This window comes from Microcoleus sp. T3_A4 (genome assembly GCF_036700465.1).
GTDB lineage: Bacteria > Cyanobacteriota > Cyanobacteriia > Cyanobacteriales > Microcoleaceae > Microcoleus.
In genome coordinates this window covers 1-19,539 of the sequence record NZ_JAUBOY010000037.1, presented here as the reverse complement: position 1 = coordinate 19,539, position 19,539 = coordinate 1, and the positions used below count along the sequence as shown (strand labels likewise).

24 protein-coding genes and 2 pseudogenes are annotated in these 19,539 nt (G+C 45.4%); 13 read left to right on the top strand and 13 right to left on the bottom strand.

What is annotated here, in order from left to right:
* Positions 1 to 657: 657 nt before the first annotated feature.
* The 4 genes and pseudogenes from QUA07_RS20720 to QUA07_RS20705 all read right to left on the bottom strand — a co-directional run.
* Positions 658 to 1,728: pseudogene (locus QUA07_RS20720) on the bottom strand (ABC transporter ATP-binding protein); the annotation flags it as partial.
* Positions 1,729 to 2,140: 412 nt separating this feature from the next.
* The gene (locus QUA07_RS20715; RefSeq protein WP_333328617.1) at positions 2,141 to 3,784 is read right to left on the bottom strand and encodes a WD40 domain-containing protein; all 1,644 of its coding nucleotides are present in this window, start codon (positions 3,782 to 3,784) and stop codon (positions 2,141 to 2,143) included.
* Positions 3,785 to 3,950: 166 nt separating this feature from the next.
* Positions 3,951 to 4,157, bottom strand: coding sequence for a hypothetical protein (locus QUA07_RS20710; protein ID WP_333328613.1), 207 nt, complete (start codon positions 4,155 to 4,157; stop codon positions 3,951 to 3,953).
* Between the two features lie 147 nt (positions 4,158 to 4,304).
* On the bottom strand, positions 4,305 to 5,003 hold the full coding sequence (locus QUA07_RS20705) for a pirin family protein (protein ID WP_333328610.1): 699 nt from the start codon (positions 5,001 to 5,003) through the stop codon (positions 4,305 to 4,307).
* Positions 5,004 to 5,119: 116 nt separating this feature from the next.
* Here QUA07_RS20705 and QUA07_RS20700 point away from each other — a divergent pair, with 116 nt between their 5' ends.
* Together QUA07_RS20700 and QUA07_RS20695 are read left to right on the top strand one after the other, a co-directional pair.
* Positions 5,120 to 5,458: a helix-turn-helix domain-containing protein gene (locus tag QUA07_RS20700; protein ID WP_333042695.1), complete on the top strand. Its 339-nt coding sequence runs from the start codon at positions 5,120 to 5,122 to the stop codon at positions 5,456 to 5,458.
* A gap of 70 nt (positions 5,459 to 5,528) precedes the next feature.
* Positions 5,529 to 5,927 carry a DUF4112 domain-containing protein gene (locus QUA07_RS20695; RefSeq protein ID WP_333297251.1) on the top strand — a complete coding sequence of 133 codons (399 nt, stop codon included), beginning with the start codon at positions 5,529 to 5,531 and terminating at the stop codon, positions 5,925 to 5,927.
* A gap of 299 nt (positions 5,928 to 6,226) precedes the next feature.
* Here the strand turns inward: QUA07_RS20695 and QUA07_RS20690 are convergent, their stop codons facing one another.
* Entirely contained in the window at positions 6,227 to 7,249 is a 1,023-nt protein-coding gene (locus QUA07_RS20690) for a low specificity L-threonine aldolase (RefSeq protein WP_333328607.1), read from the bottom strand.
* A gap of 82 nt (positions 7,250 to 7,331) precedes the next feature.
* Here QUA07_RS20690 and QUA07_RS20685 point away from each other — a divergent pair, with 82 nt between their 5' ends.
* From QUA07_RS20685 to QUA07_RS20665, 5 genes are all read left to right on the top strand, one after another.
* On the top strand, positions 7,332 to 7,544 hold the full coding sequence (locus QUA07_RS20685; protein WP_333094589.1) for a DUF2997 domain-containing protein: 213 nt from the start codon (positions 7,332 to 7,334) through the stop codon (positions 7,542 to 7,544).
* Between the two features lie 11 nt (positions 7,545 to 7,555).
* Positions 7,556 to 8,338: an XRE family transcriptional regulator gene (locus tag QUA07_RS20680; protein ID WP_333328604.1), complete on the top strand. Its 783-nt coding sequence runs from the start codon at positions 7,556 to 7,558 to the stop codon at positions 8,336 to 8,338.
* Between the two features lie 20 nt (positions 8,339 to 8,358).
* Positions 8,359 to 10,089 (top strand): Hsp70 family protein, encoded by a 1,731-nt coding sequence (locus tag QUA07_RS20675; RefSeq protein WP_333328601.1) that lies wholly within the window; start codon positions 8,359 to 8,361, stop codon positions 10,087 to 10,089.
* Positions 10,090 to 10,198: 109 nt separating this feature from the next.
* Positions 10,199 to 11,056: a bifunctional class I SAM-dependent methyltransferase/HIT family protein gene (locus tag QUA07_RS20670; RefSeq protein WP_333328599.1), complete on the top strand. Its 858-nt coding sequence runs from the start codon at positions 10,199 to 10,201 to the stop codon at positions 11,054 to 11,056.
* Between the two features lie 188 nt (positions 11,057 to 11,244).
* Entirely contained in the window at positions 11,245 to 11,814 is a 570-nt protein-coding gene (locus tag QUA07_RS20665) for a hypothetical protein (RefSeq protein WP_333328596.1), read from the top strand.
* Between the two features lie 91 nt (positions 11,815 to 11,905).
* Here the strand turns inward: QUA07_RS20665 and QUA07_RS20660 are convergent, their stop codons facing one another.
* Positions 11,906 to 12,460: a GNAT family N-acetyltransferase gene (locus QUA07_RS20660; RefSeq protein WP_333328593.1), complete on the bottom strand. Its 555-nt coding sequence runs from the start codon at positions 12,458 to 12,460 to the stop codon at positions 11,906 to 11,908.
* 233 nt (positions 12,461 to 12,693) lie between these two features.
* Between QUA07_RS20660 and ilvA the strand changes: the two genes are divergently transcribed.
* The 3 genes from ilvA to QUA07_RS20645 all read left to right on the top strand — a co-directional run bounded on the left by ilvA (position 12,694) and on the right by QUA07_RS20645 (position 15,244).
* Entirely contained in the window at positions 12,694 to 14,226 is a 1,533-nt protein-coding gene (gene ilvA, locus QUA07_RS20655; RefSeq protein ID WP_333083310.1) for a threonine ammonia-lyase, biosynthetic, read from the top strand.
* Between the two features lie 206 nt (positions 14,227 to 14,432).
* On the top strand, positions 14,433 to 14,630 hold the full coding sequence (locus tag QUA07_RS20650; RefSeq protein WP_333317342.1) for a hypothetical protein: 198 nt from the start codon (positions 14,433 to 14,435) through the stop codon (positions 14,628 to 14,630).
* Between the two features lie 5 nt (positions 14,631 to 14,635).
* Positions 14,636 to 15,244: a Uma2 family endonuclease gene (locus tag QUA07_RS20645; protein WP_333328590.1), complete on the top strand. Its 609-nt coding sequence runs from the start codon at positions 14,636 to 14,638 to the stop codon at positions 15,242 to 15,244.
* 7 nt (positions 15,245 to 15,251) lie between these two features.
* Here QUA07_RS20645 and QUA07_RS30100 read toward each other — a convergent pair.
* The 3 genes and pseudogenes from QUA07_RS30100 to QUA07_RS20630 all read right to left on the bottom strand — a co-directional run.
* A pseudogene (locus QUA07_RS30100) lies at positions 15,252 to 15,359 on the bottom strand (Rpn family recombination-promoting nuclease/putative transposase); the annotation flags it as partial.
* A 135-nt stretch (positions 15,360 to 15,494) separates the two neighbouring features.
* On the bottom strand, positions 15,495 to 15,899 hold the full coding sequence (locus QUA07_RS20635; RefSeq protein WP_333328584.1) for a hypothetical protein: 405 nt from the start codon (positions 15,897 to 15,899) through the stop codon (positions 15,495 to 15,497).
* A gap of 5 nt (positions 15,900 to 15,904) precedes the next feature.
* Positions 15,905 to 16,120 (bottom strand): hypothetical protein, encoded by a 216-nt coding sequence (locus QUA07_RS20630; RefSeq protein WP_333328581.1) that lies wholly within the window; start codon positions 16,118 to 16,120, stop codon positions 15,905 to 15,907.
* A gap of 72 nt (positions 16,121 to 16,192) precedes the next feature.
* On the opposite strand from QUA07_RS20630, the gene QUA07_RS20625 reads away from it, so the two are divergent.
* The gene (locus QUA07_RS20625) at positions 16,193 to 16,345 is read left to right on the top strand and encodes a hypothetical protein (protein WP_333328579.1); all 153 of its coding nucleotides are present in this window, start codon (positions 16,193 to 16,195) and stop codon (positions 16,343 to 16,345) included.
* 28 nt (positions 16,346 to 16,373) lie between these two features.
* The gene (locus tag QUA07_RS20620) at positions 16,374 to 16,718 is read left to right on the top strand and encodes a hypothetical protein (RefSeq protein ID WP_333328577.1); all 345 of its coding nucleotides are present in this window, start codon (positions 16,374 to 16,376) and stop codon (positions 16,716 to 16,718) included.
* A gap of 122 nt (positions 16,719 to 16,840) precedes the next feature.
* On the opposite strand, the gene QUA07_RS20615 is transcribed toward QUA07_RS20620, so the two are convergent.
* Positions 16,841 to 17,725, bottom strand: coding sequence for a hypothetical protein (locus QUA07_RS20615; protein ID WP_333328576.1), 885 nt, complete (start codon positions 17,723 to 17,725; stop codon positions 16,841 to 16,843).
* A 356-nt stretch (positions 17,726 to 18,081) separates the two neighbouring features.
* On the opposite strand from QUA07_RS20615, the gene QUA07_RS20610 reads away from it, so the two are divergent.
* On the top strand, positions 18,082 to 18,600 hold the full coding sequence (locus QUA07_RS20610) for a hypothetical protein (protein ID WP_333328573.1): 519 nt from the start codon (positions 18,082 to 18,084) through the stop codon (positions 18,598 to 18,600).
* A 7-nt stretch (positions 18,601 to 18,607) separates the two neighbouring features.
* On the opposite strand, the gene QUA07_RS20605 is transcribed toward QUA07_RS20610, so the two are convergent.
* The 3 genes from QUA07_RS20605 to QUA07_RS20595 are packed head-to-tail and all read right to left on the bottom strand — an operon-like array spanning position 18,608 to position 19,400.
* Positions 18,608 to 18,868, bottom strand: coding sequence for a ParE family toxin-like protein (locus QUA07_RS20605; protein ID WP_333328570.1), 261 nt, complete (start codon positions 18,866 to 18,868; stop codon positions 18,608 to 18,610).
* Positions 18,865 to 19,062 (bottom strand): hypothetical protein, encoded by a 198-nt coding sequence (locus QUA07_RS20600; protein WP_333083240.1) that lies wholly within the window; start codon positions 19,060 to 19,062, stop codon positions 18,865 to 18,867. The genes QUA07_RS20605 and QUA07_RS20600 overlap by 4 nt, the downstream gene beginning before the upstream one ends.
* Positions 19,063 to 19,109: 47 nt before the next feature.
* Positions 19,110 to 19,400, bottom strand: coding sequence for a hypothetical protein (locus QUA07_RS20595; RefSeq protein ID WP_333328568.1), 291 nt, complete (start codon positions 19,398 to 19,400; stop codon positions 19,110 to 19,112).
* Between the last annotated feature and the right edge of the window lie 139 nt (positions 19,401 to 19,539).

The window sequence follows — 19,539 nt, the reverse complement described above, 5'->3', positions numbered from 1 at the left end:
TTCTGGTTGAGAATAGTTGATCGACTCTACGGTTTCTACAACTTGCAGATTTTCGACTATCGGTTCTGGTTGAGAATAGTCGATCAACTCTACGGTTTCTACAACTTGCAGATTTTCGACTATCGGTTCTGGTTGAGAATAGTCGATCGACTCTACGGTTTGTGAAACTTCTAGATTTTCGAGTATCGGTTCTGTTTCATGATGCTCGATCAACTCTTGCCTTTCGACAACTGGTTCAGATTCTGACTGAGGATGCTCGATCGACTCTACTGTTTCTACAACTTGCAGATTTTCGACTATCGGTTCTGGTTGAGAATGCTTGATCGACTCTACGGTTTCTACAACTGGTTCGGATTCTGGTGGAGAAGGTTCGATCGGGAGTCTCTCACTTTTGTAAAAAACATTTTTTACAAAAGTGAGCATCCTGCTTGCTTGTTTAGATATCTGTAGCGAGTAAGATGATCTGGTTCCTGTGACACCCAAACTGAGATGCTTCCCTTTTATCGGCTGTACGGTTTCTACAACTGGTTCGGATTCTGGTTGAGGATGCTCGATCGACTCTACTGTTTCTGAAACAACGGGCAGATTTTCGACTATCGGTTCTGGTTGAGGATGCTCGATCGACTCTACTGTTTCTGAAACAACGGGCAGATTTTCGACTATCGGTTGCGATTCGGATTGATGAGAATCCGCGATCAAGTCTTGAGTTTCTGCCGCTTCTTGCAGATTTTGATCGACCTCCGGTTCGCTATGAACCAGATTTTCTTCCGGTTTCTTTTCAGCCGCTGTCAGCCTTAAAAACACATCTTCCAGAGTAGCGCGAGAGCGACGCATTTCGCACAGTCCAAATCCAGAGGCGACGATAGCTGTAGCAATTTCTCGTCCGGGTTCTATGTCGGATTCGCACAATGCCCGCAGGCGGTAGCGACCCACTAAAAATTGATTGCTTGGAATCAATTCCACCGATCGAACTCCCCGCAAGTTTTCCAAAGAAGGCAACAGCAGACTGTTTACCAAATCCCCCTCGCCTTCAACTTCGAGTTCGTAGCCCTCTCCGGCGGCCAACTCTCCCATCAAATTTTCGGGACTACCCGCGGCGACGATTTTTCCGCGATTGATGATGGTGACGCGGTTGCAAGTCATGCTGACTTCCGGCAGAATGTGCGTGGAAAGGATGATTGTGTGCTGGCCGCCAAGACTTTTGATTAAATTGCGGACTTCGATGATTTGTCGGGGGTCGAGGCCGACGGTTGGTTCGTCTAAGATAATGACCGGTGGGTCGTGGACGATCGCCTGCGCGATACCGACACGCTGACGAAATCCTTTAGAAAGCTTGCGGATTAAAACTTTGCGTTTATCAACCAGGCCGCAGCGTTCGATCGCGGATGTAACTCGTCGCGCGCGATCGCCCGCAGGTACTTGCTTAATCCTGGCCACAAAAAACAGAAACCCTTCCACAGTCATTTCTGGATAAAGCGGCGGGTTTTCCGGCAGATAGCCGATGCGCTGTCTGACGGCCATCGAGTTTTCGTGAACATCCATGCCGGCGATGCGGGCCGTACCACTGGATGCCGGCAAATATCCCGACAAAATCCGCATCGTTGTGGTTTTTCCCGCGCCGTTTGGTCCCAAAAAACCGAGAATTTCTCCTGATTCGACCGAAAAAGACACGTCCGCGATCGCTGCGGTCGAACCGTAAGTTTTGCTTAAGTGTTCTACTTCAATCATTTGTCAGAAGTCACGCAATTTTAGATTTTAGATTTTAGATTTACTTTGCCAACCACAGGCGGGACGCCTGTTCCACGAAGTGGAGAGTCCCGCCCGGTCGGCGGGTCGATCGAATTTATGGCGAAATTTTTAATTTGATTTTGTCTTCCAGTGTAGTCTGGCAAGAACCAAATCTATCATAAGGGTCGATCGGACTTTGAAGCAAAATGCTAGGTAGTAGGGTGCGAAGCCCGGAAATGATTAGCCCATGTACATCGAATCGCTACCAACTGACGCACCCTACCAGTAGAGTCCGTGCCTACCCCAACCCTCAACTAGCTGGCTTCGCTACAGAGGCGCGGCTGTTTCTAGGTTGAGTAGCGCTTACGCGCCCCTCCGCGTAACGCGCCTTCGCGGTTCGTTAAAAAAAATCTCAACTCCTTTTCCAAATCTTAATTTCCCCCAACCAACCTGCACTAACAATAGTCTTACCGTCGCTGCTAATCGCCACAGCGCTAACGTAGCCAGCATGACCGCTCAAATTACCTCTCAATTCGCCTGATCGTACATCCCAAAGTCTCACACTCTTATCCCAACTCCCAGTAACCAGCGTAGTGCCATCCCGACTGAATGCCACCGACCAAACCCCGTCAGTATGCCCGCTTAAACGCCGAATTAACTGCCCGTTTCCGGCATTCCACAACCCAACAGTGCCATTGCTGTTTCCCGCAGCTAAACTCTTGCCGTCGGGAGTAAAAGCTAGCGACAAAACAGCCAAGTTTTTGCCGCTAATCGTGCGAATTGCTTGACCTGTAGCTAAATTCCACAACCTAATTGAACCGTCTTTGCTGCCGCTAGCTAAAGTTTTGCTATCGGGACTGATTGCAACAGCATTCACCAACCCAGAATGCCCCGTCAAAGTCCGCAGCAACTCTCCTGTTTTCGGGTTCCAAATCTTAATCGTTTTGTCCCAACTGCCACTGGCTACAAATTGACCGTCAGGACTAACGGCAACGCTCGAAACTGCATTGGAATGCCCGCTTAAAGTGCGTACAACCGCGCCAGTTTCTAAATTCCAAATTTTCACGGTTTTGTCGTCGCTGCCGCTAGCTAACACCTTGCCATCCGCACTCGCGGCCAATGCGTTTACTGCTTCCGTGTGACCTTGCAGGGTAGTTTTTAATTGCCCGCTGGGAAAATTCCAAACTGAGATTGTGCCGTTGCTATTTCCTGTAGTAAAATAAGCTGAAGCTAGGGCAAGGGAACTGACAACTTCCGAAGGGCCTTTGAGGGTATTTGTAGCAGCAAAGGCGATCGCACTTGCGGGCGTGCGGGGCGCATTATTCGCCGGAGTTTTGGGGTTTCCGGCAGTAGGAGATTGGGGAACTACTGGCAGGGAAATAGTCGATCGCCATTTCATGAAAGTATTGATTTCTATCCCCGCGGCCACGATTTTATCAGAGTTATCCTCTAACCTGACAATGCCGTTAATTGCGACAACTCGCCCCGCGTCATCGAGCACCGGGCCCCCACTCATGCCGGCTCTCACTAAGTTGTTGTAGACCAAAGTATAGCCGTTCCAGGGAGTTTGGCGGCCGGTAAGCTGACCTTCCGTGGCGATGAAAATCGGTTGTCTCAGAGAACCGCCGGATATCGGCCAGCCAGCGACATAAGCTTTGTTTCCCTTAGTTGCTGCGGAATTGGCTAATTGAGCCAGGGGGTAGCTTTGAGTGCTGCTAAAAGGTACGATCGCCAAATCGGCACCGGGCATTCGCCGCACGAGGCTGTATGATACAGAGTGAGCTTTGCCGTCGGGAGTTACAACCTCGTAATCCCCAGCTTTATCGACAACGTGCCAGTTTGTGAGAATATAGTATGTGCTGCCTTGTTTCTCTAAAATTACTCCTGAACCGCCTTTTGGCCCCTGGATGCGAACAGTAATTTGTTGGGCAACAGTTTTAACTTTGTCGGCGGTTAATGCGAGGGCAATTTGAGGTGAGGTGAGTGGGATGAGGGCGATCGAACTCAGGGCGATCGTAGCACTCAAAATAGCCGGAATAGTTCTGCTGTAATTCATTATTGTGTCAATTTAACATACCCACATATCAACTGACGGAAAAGTTATCCGGTTTGTGGCATATTTACGGTTGACAACGCCAAAACGCCTGCGCGACGATATCGAACTTTCGACATTCGCACAAGCCTCACAATATTTGACACCGCCCTCTGGCTAGCAGAAAAATTTAGAATCGGGAACCGCACCTAGCCTCAACAATAGCAACTGGCTGATCTCTATTCTTTTCTCGGCAAAGGATACTTTGAGCCGAACGCTGGTCGGAAAAAGACCCATTAGCCATCCAGCCGAGGGGTGCGCCCGCGATCGCGCCGACTGCAAAACCAGTGATGAGGCTCCAAACAAGATGCTTTCTGGCGATCGGGTTTTCTTGCATAAAAATTTATCCTAAACATTTACCCTTACCAGAAATACCACAAATAAAATTTACTTTCTTCCTCCTATTTACTTATTTCCTAAGTAGTAACCCACCCTAAGTAAGGTGCGGATTGGGCACCTTACTTAGTATGTATGATGCCCAATTTTATGCCAAATCAAACAGCAAAAATTCAGAATCTGCCGTAGCTTCAATCACCACCGCAGACTCACCGCTAACCGCCGCAGCGTCGCCATTTTCCAAAGTCAAACCGTTGAGCAAAACCGAGCCGCGAGCAACTTGCACCCAAGCATGGCGATTCGGCTGCAAAGCATGAGAAACCTGCGAGTCTTTATCCAAAACAGCCGCATATAAATCCACATCTTGATGCACTTTCACAGCACCATCTCTCGCATCTCGTGCCGCCACTAAGCGCAGTTTTCCCTGCCTTTCTGCTAGGGGAAACTCCCGCTGTTCGTAACTCGGCTGCAAGCCTTTTGTATCGGGTAACAGCCAGATTTGCAGCAAGTGAACTGGGTCTGTTTGCGAGTTATTGAACTCGCTGTGCTGGATACCCGTACCTGCACTCATCCGCTGTACTTCACCGGGTTTAATCACTGCACCAGTACCCAAACTGTCCTTGTGTTCTAATGCTCCTTCTAATACATAAGTAATGATTTCCATGTCGCTGTGGCCGTGAGTGCCGAAACCTCTGCCGGGGCTAACGACATCCTCATTAATTACGCGCAAAGAGCGAAAATTCATATAATTTGGATCGTAATAGCCGGCAAAAGAAAATGTGTGGTAACTGTCCAGCCAACCGTGATTAGCGTGTCCTCTTGCTTCACTTTTTCTAACGGTAATCATTTGCTGAATCCTCAGTGAAATTTATCGGGTGTTTCTTTGATGTTTTTATTTTAAGCCGAGTCAAGCTATTATGGATAGTACGCACTTAAAAGTGCGGTACTTACCAAAAAGATACTATGCAAGTCCAAGAAGCAAAGGTCGATCGAGCAAATTGCCCTGTAGAACGCACTCTAGAGGTGATTGGTGGGCGCTGGAAAGTCTTGATTCTGCGGGAGTTGTTTCAAGGAGTGAAGCGCTTTAACGAGCTGCAACGAGCTGTCAACGGCATTACTCAGAAGATGCTGACGCAGCAACTGCGCGAAATGGAATCAGACGCAATTGTTCACCGGGAAATTTACCTGCAAGTGCCGCCAAAAGTTGAATATTCGCTAACGCCTTTGGGCGAAAGTCTCAAACCGATTATTAATGCCATGCACGAATGGGGAATTCAGCATATTAGCGAAGATGGAAAATGAGCGGTTTCTAGATGGTTTTTTCCGTCTTCCGACAGATTGCAAACTTTCAACCTAGTTCAACAATAATAATATGAACAACATAGAGCGTCTCGCCACCCTCAACCGTATCCGCAAACTCAGCCGCCTGATGGATACCGCCATTGGCATCCCCGGCACTAAATTTCGCATTGGTTTAGACCCCATTATCGGTTTAGTTCCCGGTGCTGGGGATATCGTAGATACCGCGTTTTCCGCCTACCTAATTTATTTAGCAACTCGATTCAACATTCCCCAAAAAACTCTAGGGAAAATGATTTACAATATCGGTCTAGAAGCCGTTGTGGGTTCAGTACCTTTAGTAGGAGATATCTTCGATGCTTTTTATAAATCAAACATGAGAAATCTGGCGCTTTTAGAAGCACACCTCGAAGAAGTTGAACCCGAACTAGCCGCAGTTGCAGAACCTATTCCTGAACCGATTAAAATGTAGGGGCTGGTTTCACAAAAAATAATTGTAAATAACCAACAATCTCTTAAACCCTTGCCCATCAAACGAGAAAGCCCGCGCCTATTTTTCGCATTTAAAATGTAGGGGCGGGTTCACAAAAAATAATTGTAAATAACCAACAATCTCTCAAACCCGCCCCCACCCAACGAGAAATCCCCGCGCCTATTTTTGCATTTAATATAAATCAAGGTTGATGTGGATTATTTGTTAGGTGGGGGCGGGTTTCTTAGATTGTTCATAGCTGGCCGGTATTATTTGTAAAACTCGCCCCGACATTTTAATCATTGATGTCGTTTAACAGCGTCCACCAAAGCAATAACATCCGCTTCCAGAGTATTAAAAGCCGTTACCAGTCTAACCGTACATTCATCCCACCGATAAAACAGAAAACCCTCAGCTAAAACCGATGTAATTACAGATTCGGGAAGTTGAATAAAAATCTCGTTTGCTTCAACCCGATGGCAAAACTTTGCTCCCTCAACTTCCGCCAAACCTTGGGCTAATTTTGCTGCCATATTATTTGCATGGGCCGCATTCTTCAGCCACAAATCATCGGTTATATACGCTTCCAACTGCGCCGATAAAAACCGCATTTTCGAGAAAAGATGCCCACTGCGTTTGCGGTAAAAAGGGAAACTCTTTGCTAACTCTTGATTAAAAAAAACCACAGCTTCCGCAGCCATCGCGCCGTTTTTTGTCGCTCCAAACGATAGAATATCCACACCAGCCCGCCAAGTGACATCCGCCGGAGAACAGCCAAGACTGGCGACAGCATTGGCAAAGCGGGCTCCATCCATGTGTAGGTGCAAATTGTGAGCGCGAATTACTTCCGAAATGTAGGAAATTTCTGCTAGATTGTAGACTGTGCCGGCTTCGGTTGCTTGAGTGATGCTGACGGCTGCGGGCTGTACGTGATGGACGACACCTGCACCAGCGCGATCAAGCTTTTTTCCTAAAGTCTCTGCCTCTATTTTACCATGATTTCCTGTTAGTGTCACTAACTTTGCACCGCCTGTAAAAAACTCCGGCGCGCCACATTCATCTAAATTAATATGAGAGTCCGCGTGACAGTAAACAGCCCCGTAAGGAGGAGTCATAACCGCAAGTGCCAGAGAATTAGCAGCAGAACCTGTTGCTACCGGAAAAACAGTCACCGATGTCTCGAACAAATCCGAAAATTTAACTTGCAAACGCTGCGTATATTCATCATCTCCGTAAGACATCACAGCACCGCAATTAGCCGCTGTAATCGCCGCCATAATTTCCGGCGAAACTTCGGTTGCATTGTCGCTACAAAAATTCATTAGAATAATTGGTAAATAGAATCTATAATATAACTCAATCCTCAGCAGTCAACACTCAAGCATTAAACCAAGAGGCAGAATTATGGCAGAATACCGCCAAATAGAATACCGCATCGGCAAAGACGGCAAAATTACCGAAACCGTCCTGAACGCCACTGGTTCGAGTTGCACTGAAACCACCGCCGAAATTGAAAAAGCCCTCGGAAAAATAGAATCTCAAGACTTGCTGCCAGAATACTACGAAGGCGAAGAAAATTTGAGCGTTGAACAAACGCAGACTTTAAAACAAGTTTAGAAGAGTTAAAGATGTTTGAGATCCTCGGTGCAACAGTTGATGTAACAACAGTGCCTGCCTTCAGCTTCGCGCTGGCTGTCGGGGGCATTTTTCTAATTTTAGTCTACCTTTATGCTGCATCTGAGGCGGGAGATGCGATCGAGTTTAAGTACGATAAAATTCTGCGGGAACGCATGAATCAGCTAGACATTCTCGATTGGCAAGACTTAGGCGAAAAAGCAGGTTTAAGTCGCTTTGGAGTGCGCTTAGTGCGGCAGGGAGACGTGGGAAAACTCACGGTAGACCAACTGAGACGGCTGGCAACAGTGCTGAATTTGAATTTCCAAGAGTTCGATCGCACTTTGAGCGCGCTGCCAATGTCGGCTACAATCACAACTGATCCCAGCGAAATAGAAGAATTGAGGCAGCAGTGTTTCCGGCTGCGATCGGAATTGCAGCAGCAAAAAGCTCAACTAACTGCCGATTTTCGCCGTGCTACCTTTGAACAGTTGCAAACTTTGTTAACCAACTATCCCGCCGCCCGCAAAATGGCAGAAGCCAAGCCGGATATGCCCGCCAAAAATCTCTCAGCTTTGTTTACTCCCTTAGAAAATCTTTTATCAAGTTGGGATTTTGAAATGATTGGTTCTGCGTGGGAACAAACTGTTTACAATCCGCAGTTGCACCAGCCGGATGTTGAGGATATAACCGAAGGAGAATTAGTTTATATTCGGTTTGTCGGCTATCGAGAGGGAGAGCGAATTCTTACTCCTGCTAAAGTTAGTCGTACCCTTCCAGCGGGAATGAAAAATTAAATTTTAAATTATAAATCAACATGACTACAGTTGCCATTGACTTCGGCACCAGCAACACGGTTGTCTGCATTCTTAACCCGGATACGAAAACACCAGAAACTTTGAGATTGGGCGAGATCTCCCGCATTTTTAAAACGAATAATTTGAGCGGAGATGTTCGAGAAATATCTGTAGTGCCGACTTTAGTGTTTGTGAAAAATGCCGGAGAGTTGGTGCTGGGAGAAAAAGTGCGATCGCAGCGTTTGGGGCAAGCCCAGCCAGATCGCTTTTTCAAAGCTTTTAAACGCAATTTAGCCGCCGATTTTCAGCCACCACCCCGCAATATCGATGGCGAAACCTACACATCAGAATCAGTAGCAGAACAGTTTATTAAAACTATTTGGAAACAGTTGTATATACAAAATATACATCCAGACAAAGTAATTTTTACAGTACCAGTCGGAGCATTTGAGCGATATCTAGATTGGTTTCGCGACTTAGGAGAAAGTTTGGGAGTGGCGGAAGTTCAGGTAATAGATGAATCCACAGCCGCCGCCCTGGGATATGCAGTACAACGCCCCGGCTCTCTAGTTTTAGTAGTTGATTTTGGCGGCGGGACATTAGATTTAAGTTTAGTCCGTACTGCTGTAACCCCCCCCTTACCCCCCCTTGCTAAGGGGGGGAGAAATCTCGCTCCCCCCCTTAGCCAAGGGGAGAGAAATCTCGATTCCCCCCTTAGCAAGGGGGAGAGAAATCTCGCTCCCCCCCTTGCTAAGGGGGAGAGAAATCTCGCTCCCCCCCTTAGCAAGGGGGGGCTGGGGGGGGTGCGTGCCGAAGTATTGGCAAAATCCGATGCTTATGTAGGCGGCGAAGATATTGACATCTGGATTGTCGAAGATTATTTGCGGCAAATTGGTTCGTCGCGCGCCGAAGTCGGCCCAATTGGCTGGCAAAACTTATTAGAAATAGCGGAAAAATTAAAAATTCAACTTTCTCAAGTTAATGAGGCGAAGGAAAGCTGGTTTGACGATGAAAATTTTATGTCTTACGACTTGCAGCTAAACCGAGACAAGCTTGAGGAAATTCTGGAATCTAGGCAGTTGTTAGAACAGTTGCGGGAAAGTTTAGATGAAGTGCTGACTCTTGCACTGGGAAAAGGTATCGGCAAAGCAGATATCGAACAGGTTTTGCTAGTAGGAGGAACTTCTTTAATCCCGGCTGTATCTAATTTAGTGGTTTCGTATTTTGGGAGGCAAAAAGTCCAAAGAGACAAGCCTTTTGAAGCCGTGGCGCACGGTGCTTTAGCCTTGACACAATTAGCGAGTGTTGACGATTATTTGCGCCACAGCTATGCAATTCGCCTCTGGGAACCTTATGCTAAAGCTTATGCTTATTCGCCGATATTTAGCAAGGAAATGAAGTATCCCTGTCAAAGTTCCGAAGAGTTGACGCTGCAAGTGGCAATTGAAGGGCAAAGGGAAATTAGGTTAGATATTGGGGAAGTTGCAGAGGTATCGCAAGCGGAGGTTATTTTTAACGAAAAAGGGCAAATGACGAGCAGTTGGCTCAACAAACAGACGGATTTTCGCTCTCTGGAAAGCCACCACCAGCAGGTTTGTGTGGCGCATTTGAATCCGCCTGGGGTATTGGGAATTGACAGGGTTTCGGTGAGTTTTGAGGTGGATGAGAGGCGGGTTTTGTTGGCGACGGTGCGGGATTTGGTGACTGGTAAGGTGTTGGTGGAAAAAGGGGCGATCGCCAAACTGCAATAATGGTAAAATTTTTAGATAACATTCGGATCTGGAAATTACTACTCCACAAACTCTCGTCTGGATGGTGCGCTGACTGAAGAATATCGCTTTAAATCAAATTTATGCCGCCATGAAAAAGCAACAAAATAAATTCAGCCACCTGACGGCCATCGAAAGAATTTACCTGTCATTTCCAGCCAGATTTTTATTAGATAAAAACTTGCTGAAAGGCAAAGTCTTAGATTTTGGGTGCGGCTTCGGCAGCGATGTGAGATTGTTGCAGCAAAAAGGCTTCGATATTACGGGTTATGACCCTTATTATTTCCCGGAATTCCCCGAAGAGAAATTCGACACAATCATTTGTTTTTATGTTTTGAATGTTTTGTTTCCTGAAGAACAAGCTAATGTCCTGATGGAAGTCTCGCACCTGTTGAAACCAGGAGGGAATGCGTATTTTGCGGTAAGAAGGGATATCAAAAAAGAAGGCTTTCGAGAACATTATGTCCACAAAAAACCTACATATCAGTGTATTGTCAAACTTCCCTTTAAGCCCGTTCACCTAGATGAGTCTTGCGAAATTTACAAATACGTTCATTACAACCATCAAAGAAATTCTACTAATAACTGCATATTCTGCAATCCTTACAAAAACCTAACTTTGCTAACTGAATCAGCAACAGCTTTTGCGATGTTTGACGGTTATCCCGCCAGCAAAGGTCATGTTTTAATCATCCCCAAGCGTCACGTTGCTAATTATTTTGAACTGCCTTTTCGAGAACAATCGGCTTGCTGGTTTATGGCTAATAAGGTGCAAGAAATGTTAAGTAAAGAATTTCAGCCTGACGGGTTTAATGTGGGAATCAATATTAATAAACAGGCTGGTCAAAGTCGCAGTCACGCGGCTATTCATGTTATCCCCCGTTACAAGGGCGATGCGGCTGGGAATAAAGGCGGAATTAGGTATGTGATTCCCAAGAGTGAAAAATAAAAGTTAGTAAATTGTGAAAGGAATTATTTTTTACCGCAGAGGCGCAGAGAACACAGAGGAATAGAGAAGAGAGGAATTCATAATTTTTGTAAGGATTGTTATATTTGAGCAAACGGCGAGCCAAATAGAGTTAAAATGTGTTTGCAAGGTCTAAAACTACACATTAGCAGCAATTTGGTGTTCTGTTTATGTCTAAGCGCAAAAAGCAAGAATGGCTCAAGGAAACTCTAGAACTCAAAGAAGACCACAATTGGAAGTCAAAGCCTGGAACTCGAATTTTTGTAGCAGGAAGAGGTGCAGTCCGCTTTGATGTCCCGGAAGATTGGCATTTTGAACCGGATACTAATTCGTTCCGGTTTACGGATAAAAAGCCGCCGGATGATGATTGTCGTTTGGAGGTTTCTTTTAATTTGCTACCACCTGGTAACTGGGCAGATTTTCCGCTGGTGCCGCTATTACAGAAGGTGGTTGAAGATGATACCCGGAATCCGATCGCTTTTGGGGAAATTATCCAATTGAAGCGGCAAACTGCCCGCGTTGTTTGGACTGAATTTAAGTTTATCGACCCTCCAGAACAGCGGGAAGCTTATTCGCGAATCTGTATTGGATTGGGCTCTAATGTTCAGTGTTTGATTACTTTTGATTACTGGGTTGATGATGCTGAACGTTTGACTCCTGTCTGGGATACGGTGATGGATTCGTTAGTTCTGGGTTTGTTTATTAGCGACCCTCGAACGGGGTTTGCACGTCCAGACTAGACAGATTTTCTGGGAAACTTTCAACAACTAATTTTGCTAAGTGTTGAATTGGCAAGCCACCGGACAGTAAATTTAGAACCTACATTAAACTTTACAACCGCTTTGCCAGGAAAATATCTGGCTTGCCAATTCCGTTGGCGTCGGGCATCACTCCCACGATCGCAAAACCCATTTTTTGATAAAATTCGTAGGGATGACCGCGCAAATTTCTAATTTTGGCAACGTGTTCCCAAACGTTAGGGTAAAGATTGATGCCTGAAAGAGTTGTTTGATTGTCTTCGTCGTCGGTACCCACCCACAGCACGAGCCCTCCCCGGTTTTTAGCTTCTGCTGCTAAATCAGCTACGAGCGATCGACCAATTCCTTGTCCGCGAAATTCTGTTCTCACTACCAGCGGGTGCAGTTCCCAAACATTCCCGTCATACTGTTTAATCCCGCCAATCCATCCCAAAACTTGATTGCTGTCGCTGACAGCAATTCGACTGATGCGATCGCCTCCTAAAGATTCTTGCACTTCTTGCAAAGCAGAATTTAGATCGGGCCAAGCATCGGGCCAATGCTCTTTAAAACCTTCAACTATTAATCTAGCTACCTGTTGAATTTTTGGCTCGTCCCCAGCACGCAAATCTGTAATTTGTACGTTCATGATTTTACATACTAAATCAAGGATTACGGACTAATACGCTCACCAACCGGATTTGATAACCGGGGAAAGGGCAAAAACGAAATATTATTCATAGTCTTCAGGCTTCTGATGTTCCAAAGCGAAAAGTTATTATTAAAAACTTGCGATCGCCAGTTAGGGAAGCCCTCGAAGAGGATCGCCAATTCGTCGCAAAATACTAACACAAGTGCCGTACAATTATCCCACCATCCGGCATCAACCAACCTGCTAACCCCATGCTTTGCGATTACCTGGTACAAATCCTCACCGCCCGCGTCTACGATGTTGCTCAAGAAACAGCCCTAGAATGCGCCCCGAATCTATCAGCACGGCTCAACAATAAACTTTTGCTGAAGCGAGAGGATATGCAGTCGGTGTTTTCCTTCAAACTGCGGGGTGCGTACAACAAAATGGCGCAACTGTCGCCGGATTTGCTAGCACAAGGTGTGATTGCAGCTTCCGCCGGCAACCACGCCCAAGGAGTCGCCCTCGCCGCCCGCCACCTGGGAACTCGCGCGATTATCGTCATGCCCGTAACGACGCCGCAGGTGAAGGTAAATGCGGTGATAGCCCGTGGTGGAGAGGTAGTCTTGCATGGGGATGCTTACGATGATGCTTACGCTTTTGCGCGTCAATTAGAGGCGGAAAAAGGTATGACTTTTATTCACCCTTTTGATGACCCCTACGTGATTGCTGGACAGGGTACGATCGGCATGGAAATTCTGCGGCAACATCAAAAACCAATTCACGCGATTTTTGTGGCAATTGGTGGCGGTGGATTGATTTCGGGAATTGCGGCCTATGTCAAGCGGTTGCGACCAGAAATTAAGATTATTGGCGTCGAACCGGTGGATTCCGATGCCATGAATCAATCGCTGAAAGCGGGTAAACGGGTGCGTTTGTCGCAGGTGGGTTTATTTGCTGACGGCGTTGCTGTGCGGGAAGTGGGGGAGGAAACTTTTCGCTTGTGTCAGGAGTATGTGGATGAGATTATTTTGGTGGATACGGATGATGTTTGCGCGGCGATTAAGGATGTTTTTGAAGATACGCGATCGATCTTAGAACCTGCTGGCGCTTTGGCGATCGCAGGTGCAAAAGCTTACGTCGAACGGGAACAAATCGCAGGAGAAACATTAATTGCTGTTGCTTGCGGCGCGAACATGAATTTCGATCGCCTGCGTTTTGTAGCAGAAAGAGCCGAGTTTGGCGAACGCCGCGAAGCCATTTTTGCAGTCACAATTCCCGAACAACCGGGAAGTCTCCGCAGGTTTTGCGAATGTCTGGGCAAACGCAATTTAACTGAATTTAGCTATCGAATTGCGGATGAGAAAGAGGCACATATTTTTATCGGCGTGCAAATTCAAAACCGTGCCGATGCGGTGAAGATAGCGGCAAGTTTTGAAGATTGTGGCTTCAAGACTTTGGATTTAACTGATGATGAATTAACGAAATTACACGTGCGGCACATGGTGGGCGGGCGTTCGATGCTAGCGAATCATGAATTGTTTTATCGCTTTGAATTTCCCGAACGTCCCGGTGCGTTGATGAAGTTTGTGGGTTCGATGAGCCCTAACTGGAATATCAGCGTTTTTCACTATCGAAATAATGGCGCAGATTACGGGCGAATTGTGGTGGGAATTCAGGTGCCGCCGGATGAGATGCAGGAGTGGCAGGCTTTTTTGGATACGCTGGGCTATCAGTATGGGGATGAGAGTCAGAATCCGGCGTATAAGTTGTTTTTGAGGTAGGGGTTTTTGGGAAAGTTACTTGGTTTATGAAGGAGGCGGTTGAAACCGCTTCTTGTCAAACGAAGTCTGCCTCCGCAGACTAAGAAATAAAGGGAGTATTTAAGCCGGACTTGGTATGGCATCATGGGGTGCATGGGAAAAGCTGGTCGAGTTTGGAGAGATGTGCTGAACACCTATGGCATTAGCCAAAACAAATTGGCATCGCAATGGGTGTGCGAAGTTCTGTTGTCTATCGTTGGTTTAATGAATTGATAGATCCAACGGTCAACACGCTTGTGAAGATGGTTGTGGCGTTAAAATTGCTCGATATAGATGCAGCGCGGGAGTTTGTGCAGCGCTATTTGGGTGAGATTTTGGAGGATGAGGGTGAGGGTGAGGTCGATCGGTCTACAAACACAGAATAGAGTTAATGATAAAATTATGGCAGAGTGGCAATGACACCGAATTCAAAGCGATGACAGCAGCACTTCCCATTTCTCTCACTCTCGAAGCTTTCCTCAAACTACCGGAAACTCAACCTGCGAGTGAATTTATTAACGGACGCATTCACCAAAAGATTATGCCTCAAGGCAAACATTCTCGTTTGCAACTCAAGTTTTGCAACGCTGTTAATCTAGTTGCGGAAACAGAACGAATTGCTCTTGCTTTTCCCGAATTGCGCTGTACTTTTGGCGGGCGTTCTATTGTACCTGATGCTACAGTATTTGCTTGGGATAGAATCACTTTTGAAGCGGATGGGGAAGTTCCGAATTCCTTTGAAATTCATCCCGACTGGACAGTAGAAATTTTATCCCCAGACCAGAAAGCAATTAAGGTGATTAGTAATATTTTACACTGTTTGAAATACGGGACTCAGCTCGGATGGTTAATCGATCCAGAGGAACGGTTTATTTTAGCATTTATTCCCGGACGAGAACCAGTTGAGTTAACGGGACAAGATCTGTTGCCCGTGCCAAGTTTTTTAACATTAGATTTGACAGTGGAGCAGGTTTTTGGGTGGCTGAAAGCAGGTGGATAACTTGGCTCTAATTTCGAGCCGATCGCAAATTCCGCACATCCTCAATAGTGAGTCCGGTTGTTTGACTGATAGTTGCATCATCCAGGCGATCGAGCAATTGCCGCGCGATCGAAACTAAGATGCGATCGCGCGGCCGTATGATATTCCTGACGTTGAAACGATTTGGTAGTTGCGGGCGATCGCACTTTTGTCTGGTAAGGGCGATCGATCTGTAGCTGCACACCACATCGCAAATAAATTATAGTGGACATTAACGCTTCAGCTCAATATCGAACTCAAGCCGAGAACGATAAAAATGAACGTCAAATTCTAAGAAGAAATTTGTCTGTCCCAGAATCAATGATACGCTGTCACTTTTTGCCCAAGCAAATACTAATCTTACCGGAGCAAACTCCCCTATTTCAGCCATGAAAAATACTGGCATCGCTGGTTGATTACCAACGTTACCAGCCAGTCGAATGATGGCTTTGCTATCATCCCAAACTAAGCCAAGCTGAATTCCTATTTGGTAAGGCAATACATTCACGGTTGCACCGCTATCTACTAACCCAACAACTTCGACTCCCTGGTGATTGTGGCGCAGAATCAAGGGAATGCGCGGTAGGCTATCAAACTCATCTTGAGATGGGTCATTGGTAGAGTATTGAAATCGCATAATACTCAGTTTTCGTTGTGATTAGCCAGATTCATTGCCTGCATCAAAGCTGCACCAGCACCAAAAGTATCGTAGGGTGTTGGTAGGTAGTAAATCTTGTAAGGTTCCAAAGGGGAAATATCCTCAATGATATCTTCTTCCGCCATTAGAATGCGGATTAACTCTCGTTTCTCGCTCGCAGACAGTTGTCTAATTGTAGGGAGTAATTCTGTTAGTGTCATCAGTTGTTTTCCTACGATGCGTCTATGTTAACGGTAGCAGCTTAGCGTAGTAATTGCAACTTCCAGGAGAGCTTGGCAAAAATAGGCGCGATCGCCCGATGGTGGCGATCGCGCAGTATGATATTCCTGACGTTGAAACGATTTGGTAGTTGGGGGCGATCGCACTTAGTTTTGTTTGTAAGGGCGATCGCCCAAAACGATCGCGTCTCGAATTACAATGGGTAAAGAAGTCTAGCAAGGAGAATGCCAGATTATGACAGTCCGGGAAGAACTAATCCATGAGATTGAGCAAGCATCAGATGATATACTTCAGGTGCTATTGAGTTTTTTGCGCCAGACACGGTTGTCGCAGTCTGAGCCTTCTCTGTCGATCGATTTAGCTGAGATTTCGAGTGCTGGATTGACAGCACAAAAGCATTATCCTCTCCGCGGCATGCCGTTGGTAATTGCCAAGGATTTTGATGCGCCGATGGAAGATCCCGAGCTAATCGATCGGATTGCAAGTATTATGGAACATGAAAATGTGGGTTTGACTGAGTTATTGGCTGGTTTAGAAGCCCAGAGAGAGGCGATTTGGCAGGAAAAACAGTCTGGATAACTCAATGTAATGCGATCGTGATGAGCGAGGAAGGGAAAAGGCGATCGCACTTTTTTCTGGTAAGGGCGATCGCCTTTGTAGTTATAAGTTGTTTACTTTTAGCTTCTGGTTATATAAATATGCTACTTTTCAAGAACATAAATATAGTCACCTTTGTCGGACTTATCAGGCACACTAAACTCCAGTTTGTATGTTGAAGCACCTTTGATGTCTATTTTTTCCCTCAATGCTTCACCACGATTTAAATCAATATTCTTTCGTAACTTTCCGTCAATGTAGACTTTAGTTACTATACTATCCAATTGCGAATTTTCAGGTAAGGCGTATGCTAAAGGAAGCTCACCAAAACTTTTCTGAATTTTACACACAACCGACCGAGGATTGTCTCTAGTAACATATAATCTTGATACAGGTTGCTCGGGTTTATTTGCAACAGGAATTGTCTCTGTGTATTTGCCATCATTGAAGATGCGATCAACAATTTCATCAACAATTTTACACTCGACTTTTGGTGGCTTCGCTGAGATAGGAGAGATTGGAGTTAGTGAAGGTTCCGTAGGACTAGGGCTAGGTGGGACAGGACTTGGTTCATCAGGAGGTGTTGGTGGCGTTAAGGGTGAGGTACTCTTCAACGTATACTTCCTTGTTAAACCTGGATCTTTTTTTAAATCAATTCTATAACTTTTTGTTTCAAATCCGTCTTTCCTTAGCGTGATTTGTACATCTGTTGTACTAGGTATTTTAATTTGGGCGTAGCCATTTGCATCTGTGAGTACCGGCTCTGGCGGTCCATCCGATATGAATTCAACGTTGACTGTTGAAAGAGGTTGTTGAGACTCATTTTGAACGATTAGATCAACCTTTTTCATTTCAGAATCTTCAGGACATTGATTAGTCTCAAGTCCCAAACGACAACGAACTTCTGGAGTGGCGACAGCTACTGCAATAGCTATTATCGACAGAAAAATAGTGATGGAACCGATATAAATATTCCACTTAGATTTCACCGATTTACTTCCTTCTAACTAATTGTTTATGATGCCTTAAATATCTATACATCAGTGCAAACTGCGTTTCGGAAATTTGCGCTAATTAATTTTTGATACAGGAAAGTTCTGGTTGCTGACGGAGTAACAAGCAGCGTGAAGGCTTAGCTAGAAAAGGGTTTAAGCTGATTTGCAAAAACTCTAGTAAGATGCTTGTGTTCGCTTTATCGATGCTAGACCGATCGCACCAACCCTGTAAAGCAAAAAAAGTTGGAAAAAGTGGGAACTTCCTAAAAATCGGACGCGAGGGCCAAAAAAGTTGGAAAAAGTTGGAAAAAGTTTGGTATAGTAACTAAAATTATCCCACCATCCCACCTATGGACAGTCCTCAGATATTGCAATTTGTCGATCGAGCTGTCTGGGCCAAAACTGGCAAACATCTAAATAACTTGCAGCGGGGGATTATTGCGGGAATACTGAAGCGTCAAAGATATGCTGATGTTGCAGAAACTTATGATTATAGCTCCCAGCACGTTAAAAAAGCTAGTCACGAGCTTTTACAAATGTTATCTGAAGTCTTTGGGGAACAAGTTAAAAAAAGTAATCTTGAATCCGTGCTAGAACGGCATATAAATCAGACTATAACAACTTTGGGTAATAATAATACTTTTAAAGATAGTAACAAAATTAGCTACATTAACAATTGTCCTTATCCCTCTACTCCTACCCCAGATAAAAGTCAGCCGGAAACTGCCGACTTGCAGGAGCAAAACAAAAATCCAACTAAGATTGAAACAATAGATAAATTACGGCAGTTTGGTTTGAGCGACAAGCAAATTGCAGAAGCGCTAGATATACCTTTAGAGCTGGTTAAACACGTGGACTTGGAGGAGTAAGTCGGCGCTATTTACGATCGAGAATCCCATCATAATTACTATGAGAACCTATCCAAAACCACAAAACCCCTTCTGGCTTGTCAAAACCTAACGCCCTGTAGTTTCGTCCTACTCTTACAGACCATAACGTGCCAATCTGCTTGAAGCGCAGTGATGGATGCTTCGGATCTGCCTTAAGCAATTCATAGTTTTTGTCCGCCAATTCTTGAATTTCGATCGGCAGTTGACGGTAATATTCCCCAAATTCAGGTGTTGTGAAATGCTTCAAATTTCCCTACACTTTCCTTCACTAAATGCTTGTTCTGCTTGTCGAATCAAGAGGTCAAATTTGCCTGCTTTCAAATCATCTTCAATTTGCCTATCCCAAAGAGATTCTTGGAACTCTTCAAACCATTCGACAAACTCTGCGAGTTCATTCTGTGGAAGTTGCTTTACTGCTGTCTTGAGTTCTGTAATGTTCATGGGTAATTAACTTTTTTTCCTAATATTCGTTTACCTGTTTGCTCTGACTATATCGCGTCGATCGCTCCTGGCAACTGGCGATCGGGAAAATCTGCGTTTCGATGTTGAGTTTCGCGTACTTGCCGGAAACGATCGCAAATCCCTGCAATAAAGGTTTCGCCGTCAATCGGTGGAGTATGTTCGGAGACGGCAACAGCAGCATCTATCTTAACTCGTACAGAATCTATCCACGGGCGATCGGCGAGAGCTGCTTGGAACTCTTCAAGCCATTCAAAAAACTCTGCGAGTTCATTTTCTGGAAGTTCCCTTACTGCTGTCTTGAGTTCTGTAATGTTCATGGTAATTAACTTTTTTTGCTAATAGCCGTTTACCTGTGTACTCTAATTATCAGATTGTTCCCATCAATACTCCGGACAGTTTTTAAAGAGGAATGCGATCGCAATAAAATAGAGAAGTGAAAAAAGTGAGTGCAATCTC

What these genes read in the sequence shown, in the direction of transcription:
- QUA07_RS20715 (WP_333328617.1), bottom strand. Translation starts at nt 3,784, where the DNA reads ATGAATTACAGCAGAACTATTCCGGCTATTTTGAGTGCTACGATCGCC.
- QUA07_RS20710 (WP_333328613.1), bottom strand. Translation starts at nt 4,157, where the DNA reads ATGCAAGAAAACCCGATCGCCAGAAAGCATCTTGTTTGGAGCCTCATC.
- QUA07_RS20705 (WP_333328610.1), bottom strand. Translation starts at nt 5,003, where the DNA reads ATGATTACCGTTAGAAAAAGTGAAGCAAGAGGACACGCTAATCACGGT.
- QUA07_RS20700 (WP_333042695.1), top strand. Translation starts at nt 5,120, where the DNA reads ATGCAAGTCCAAGAAGCAAAGGTCGATCGAGCAAATTGCCCTGTAGAA.
- QUA07_RS20695 (WP_333297251.1), top strand. Translation starts at nt 5,529, where the DNA reads ATGAACAACATAGAGCGTCTCGCCACCCTCAACCGTATCCGCAAACTC.
- QUA07_RS20690 (WP_333328607.1), bottom strand. Translation starts at nt 7,249, where the DNA reads ATGAATTTTTGTAGCGACAATGCAACCGAAGTTTCGCCGGAAATTATG.
- QUA07_RS20685 (WP_333094589.1), top strand. Translation starts at nt 7,332, where the DNA reads ATGGCAGAATACCGCCAAATAGAATACCGCATCGGCAAAGACGGCAAA.
- QUA07_RS20680 (WP_333328604.1), top strand. Translation starts at nt 7,556, where the DNA reads ATGTTTGAGATCCTCGGTGCAACAGTTGATGTAACAACAGTGCCTGCC.
- QUA07_RS20675 (WP_333328601.1), top strand. Translation starts at nt 8,359, where the DNA reads ATGACTACAGTTGCCATTGACTTCGGCACCAGCAACACGGTTGTCTGC.
- QUA07_RS20670 (WP_333328599.1), top strand. Translation starts at nt 10,199, where the DNA reads ATGAAAAAGCAACAAAATAAATTCAGCCACCTGACGGCCATCGAAAGA.
- QUA07_RS20665 (WP_333328596.1), top strand. Translation starts at nt 11,245, where the DNA reads ATGTCTAAGCGCAAAAAGCAAGAATGGCTCAAGGAAACTCTAGAACTC.
- QUA07_RS20660 (WP_333328593.1), bottom strand. Translation starts at nt 12,460, where the DNA reads ATGAACGTACAAATTACAGATTTGCGTGCTGGGGACGAGCCAAAAATT.
- QUA07_RS20650 (WP_333317342.1), top strand. Translation starts at nt 14,433, where the DNA reads ATGGGTGTGCGAAGTTCTGTTGTCTATCGTTGGTTTAATGAATTGATA.
- QUA07_RS20645 (WP_333328590.1), top strand. Translation starts at nt 14,636, where the DNA reads ATGATAAAATTATGGCAGAGTGGCAATGACACCGAATTCAAAGCGATG.
- QUA07_RS20635 (WP_333328584.1), bottom strand. Translation starts at nt 15,899, where the DNA reads ATGCGATTTCAATACTCTACCAATGACCCATCTCAAGATGAGTTTGAT.
- QUA07_RS20630 (WP_333328581.1), bottom strand. Translation starts at nt 16,120, where the DNA reads ATGACACTAACAGAATTACTCCCTACAATTAGACAACTGTCTGCGAGC.
- QUA07_RS20620 (WP_333328577.1), top strand. Translation starts at nt 16,374, where the DNA reads ATGACAGTCCGGGAAGAACTAATCCATGAGATTGAGCAAGCATCAGAT.
- QUA07_RS20610 (WP_333328573.1), top strand. Translation starts at nt 18,082, where the DNA reads ATGGACAGTCCTCAGATATTGCAATTTGTCGATCGAGCTGTCTGGGCC.
- QUA07_RS20600 (WP_333083240.1), bottom strand. Translation starts at nt 19,062, where the DNA reads ATGAACATTACAGAACTCAAGACAGCAGTAAAGCAACTTCCACAGAAT.
- QUA07_RS20595 (WP_333328568.1), bottom strand. Translation starts at nt 19,400, where the DNA reads ATGAACATTACAGAACTCAAGACAGCAGTAAGGGAACTTCCAGAAAAT.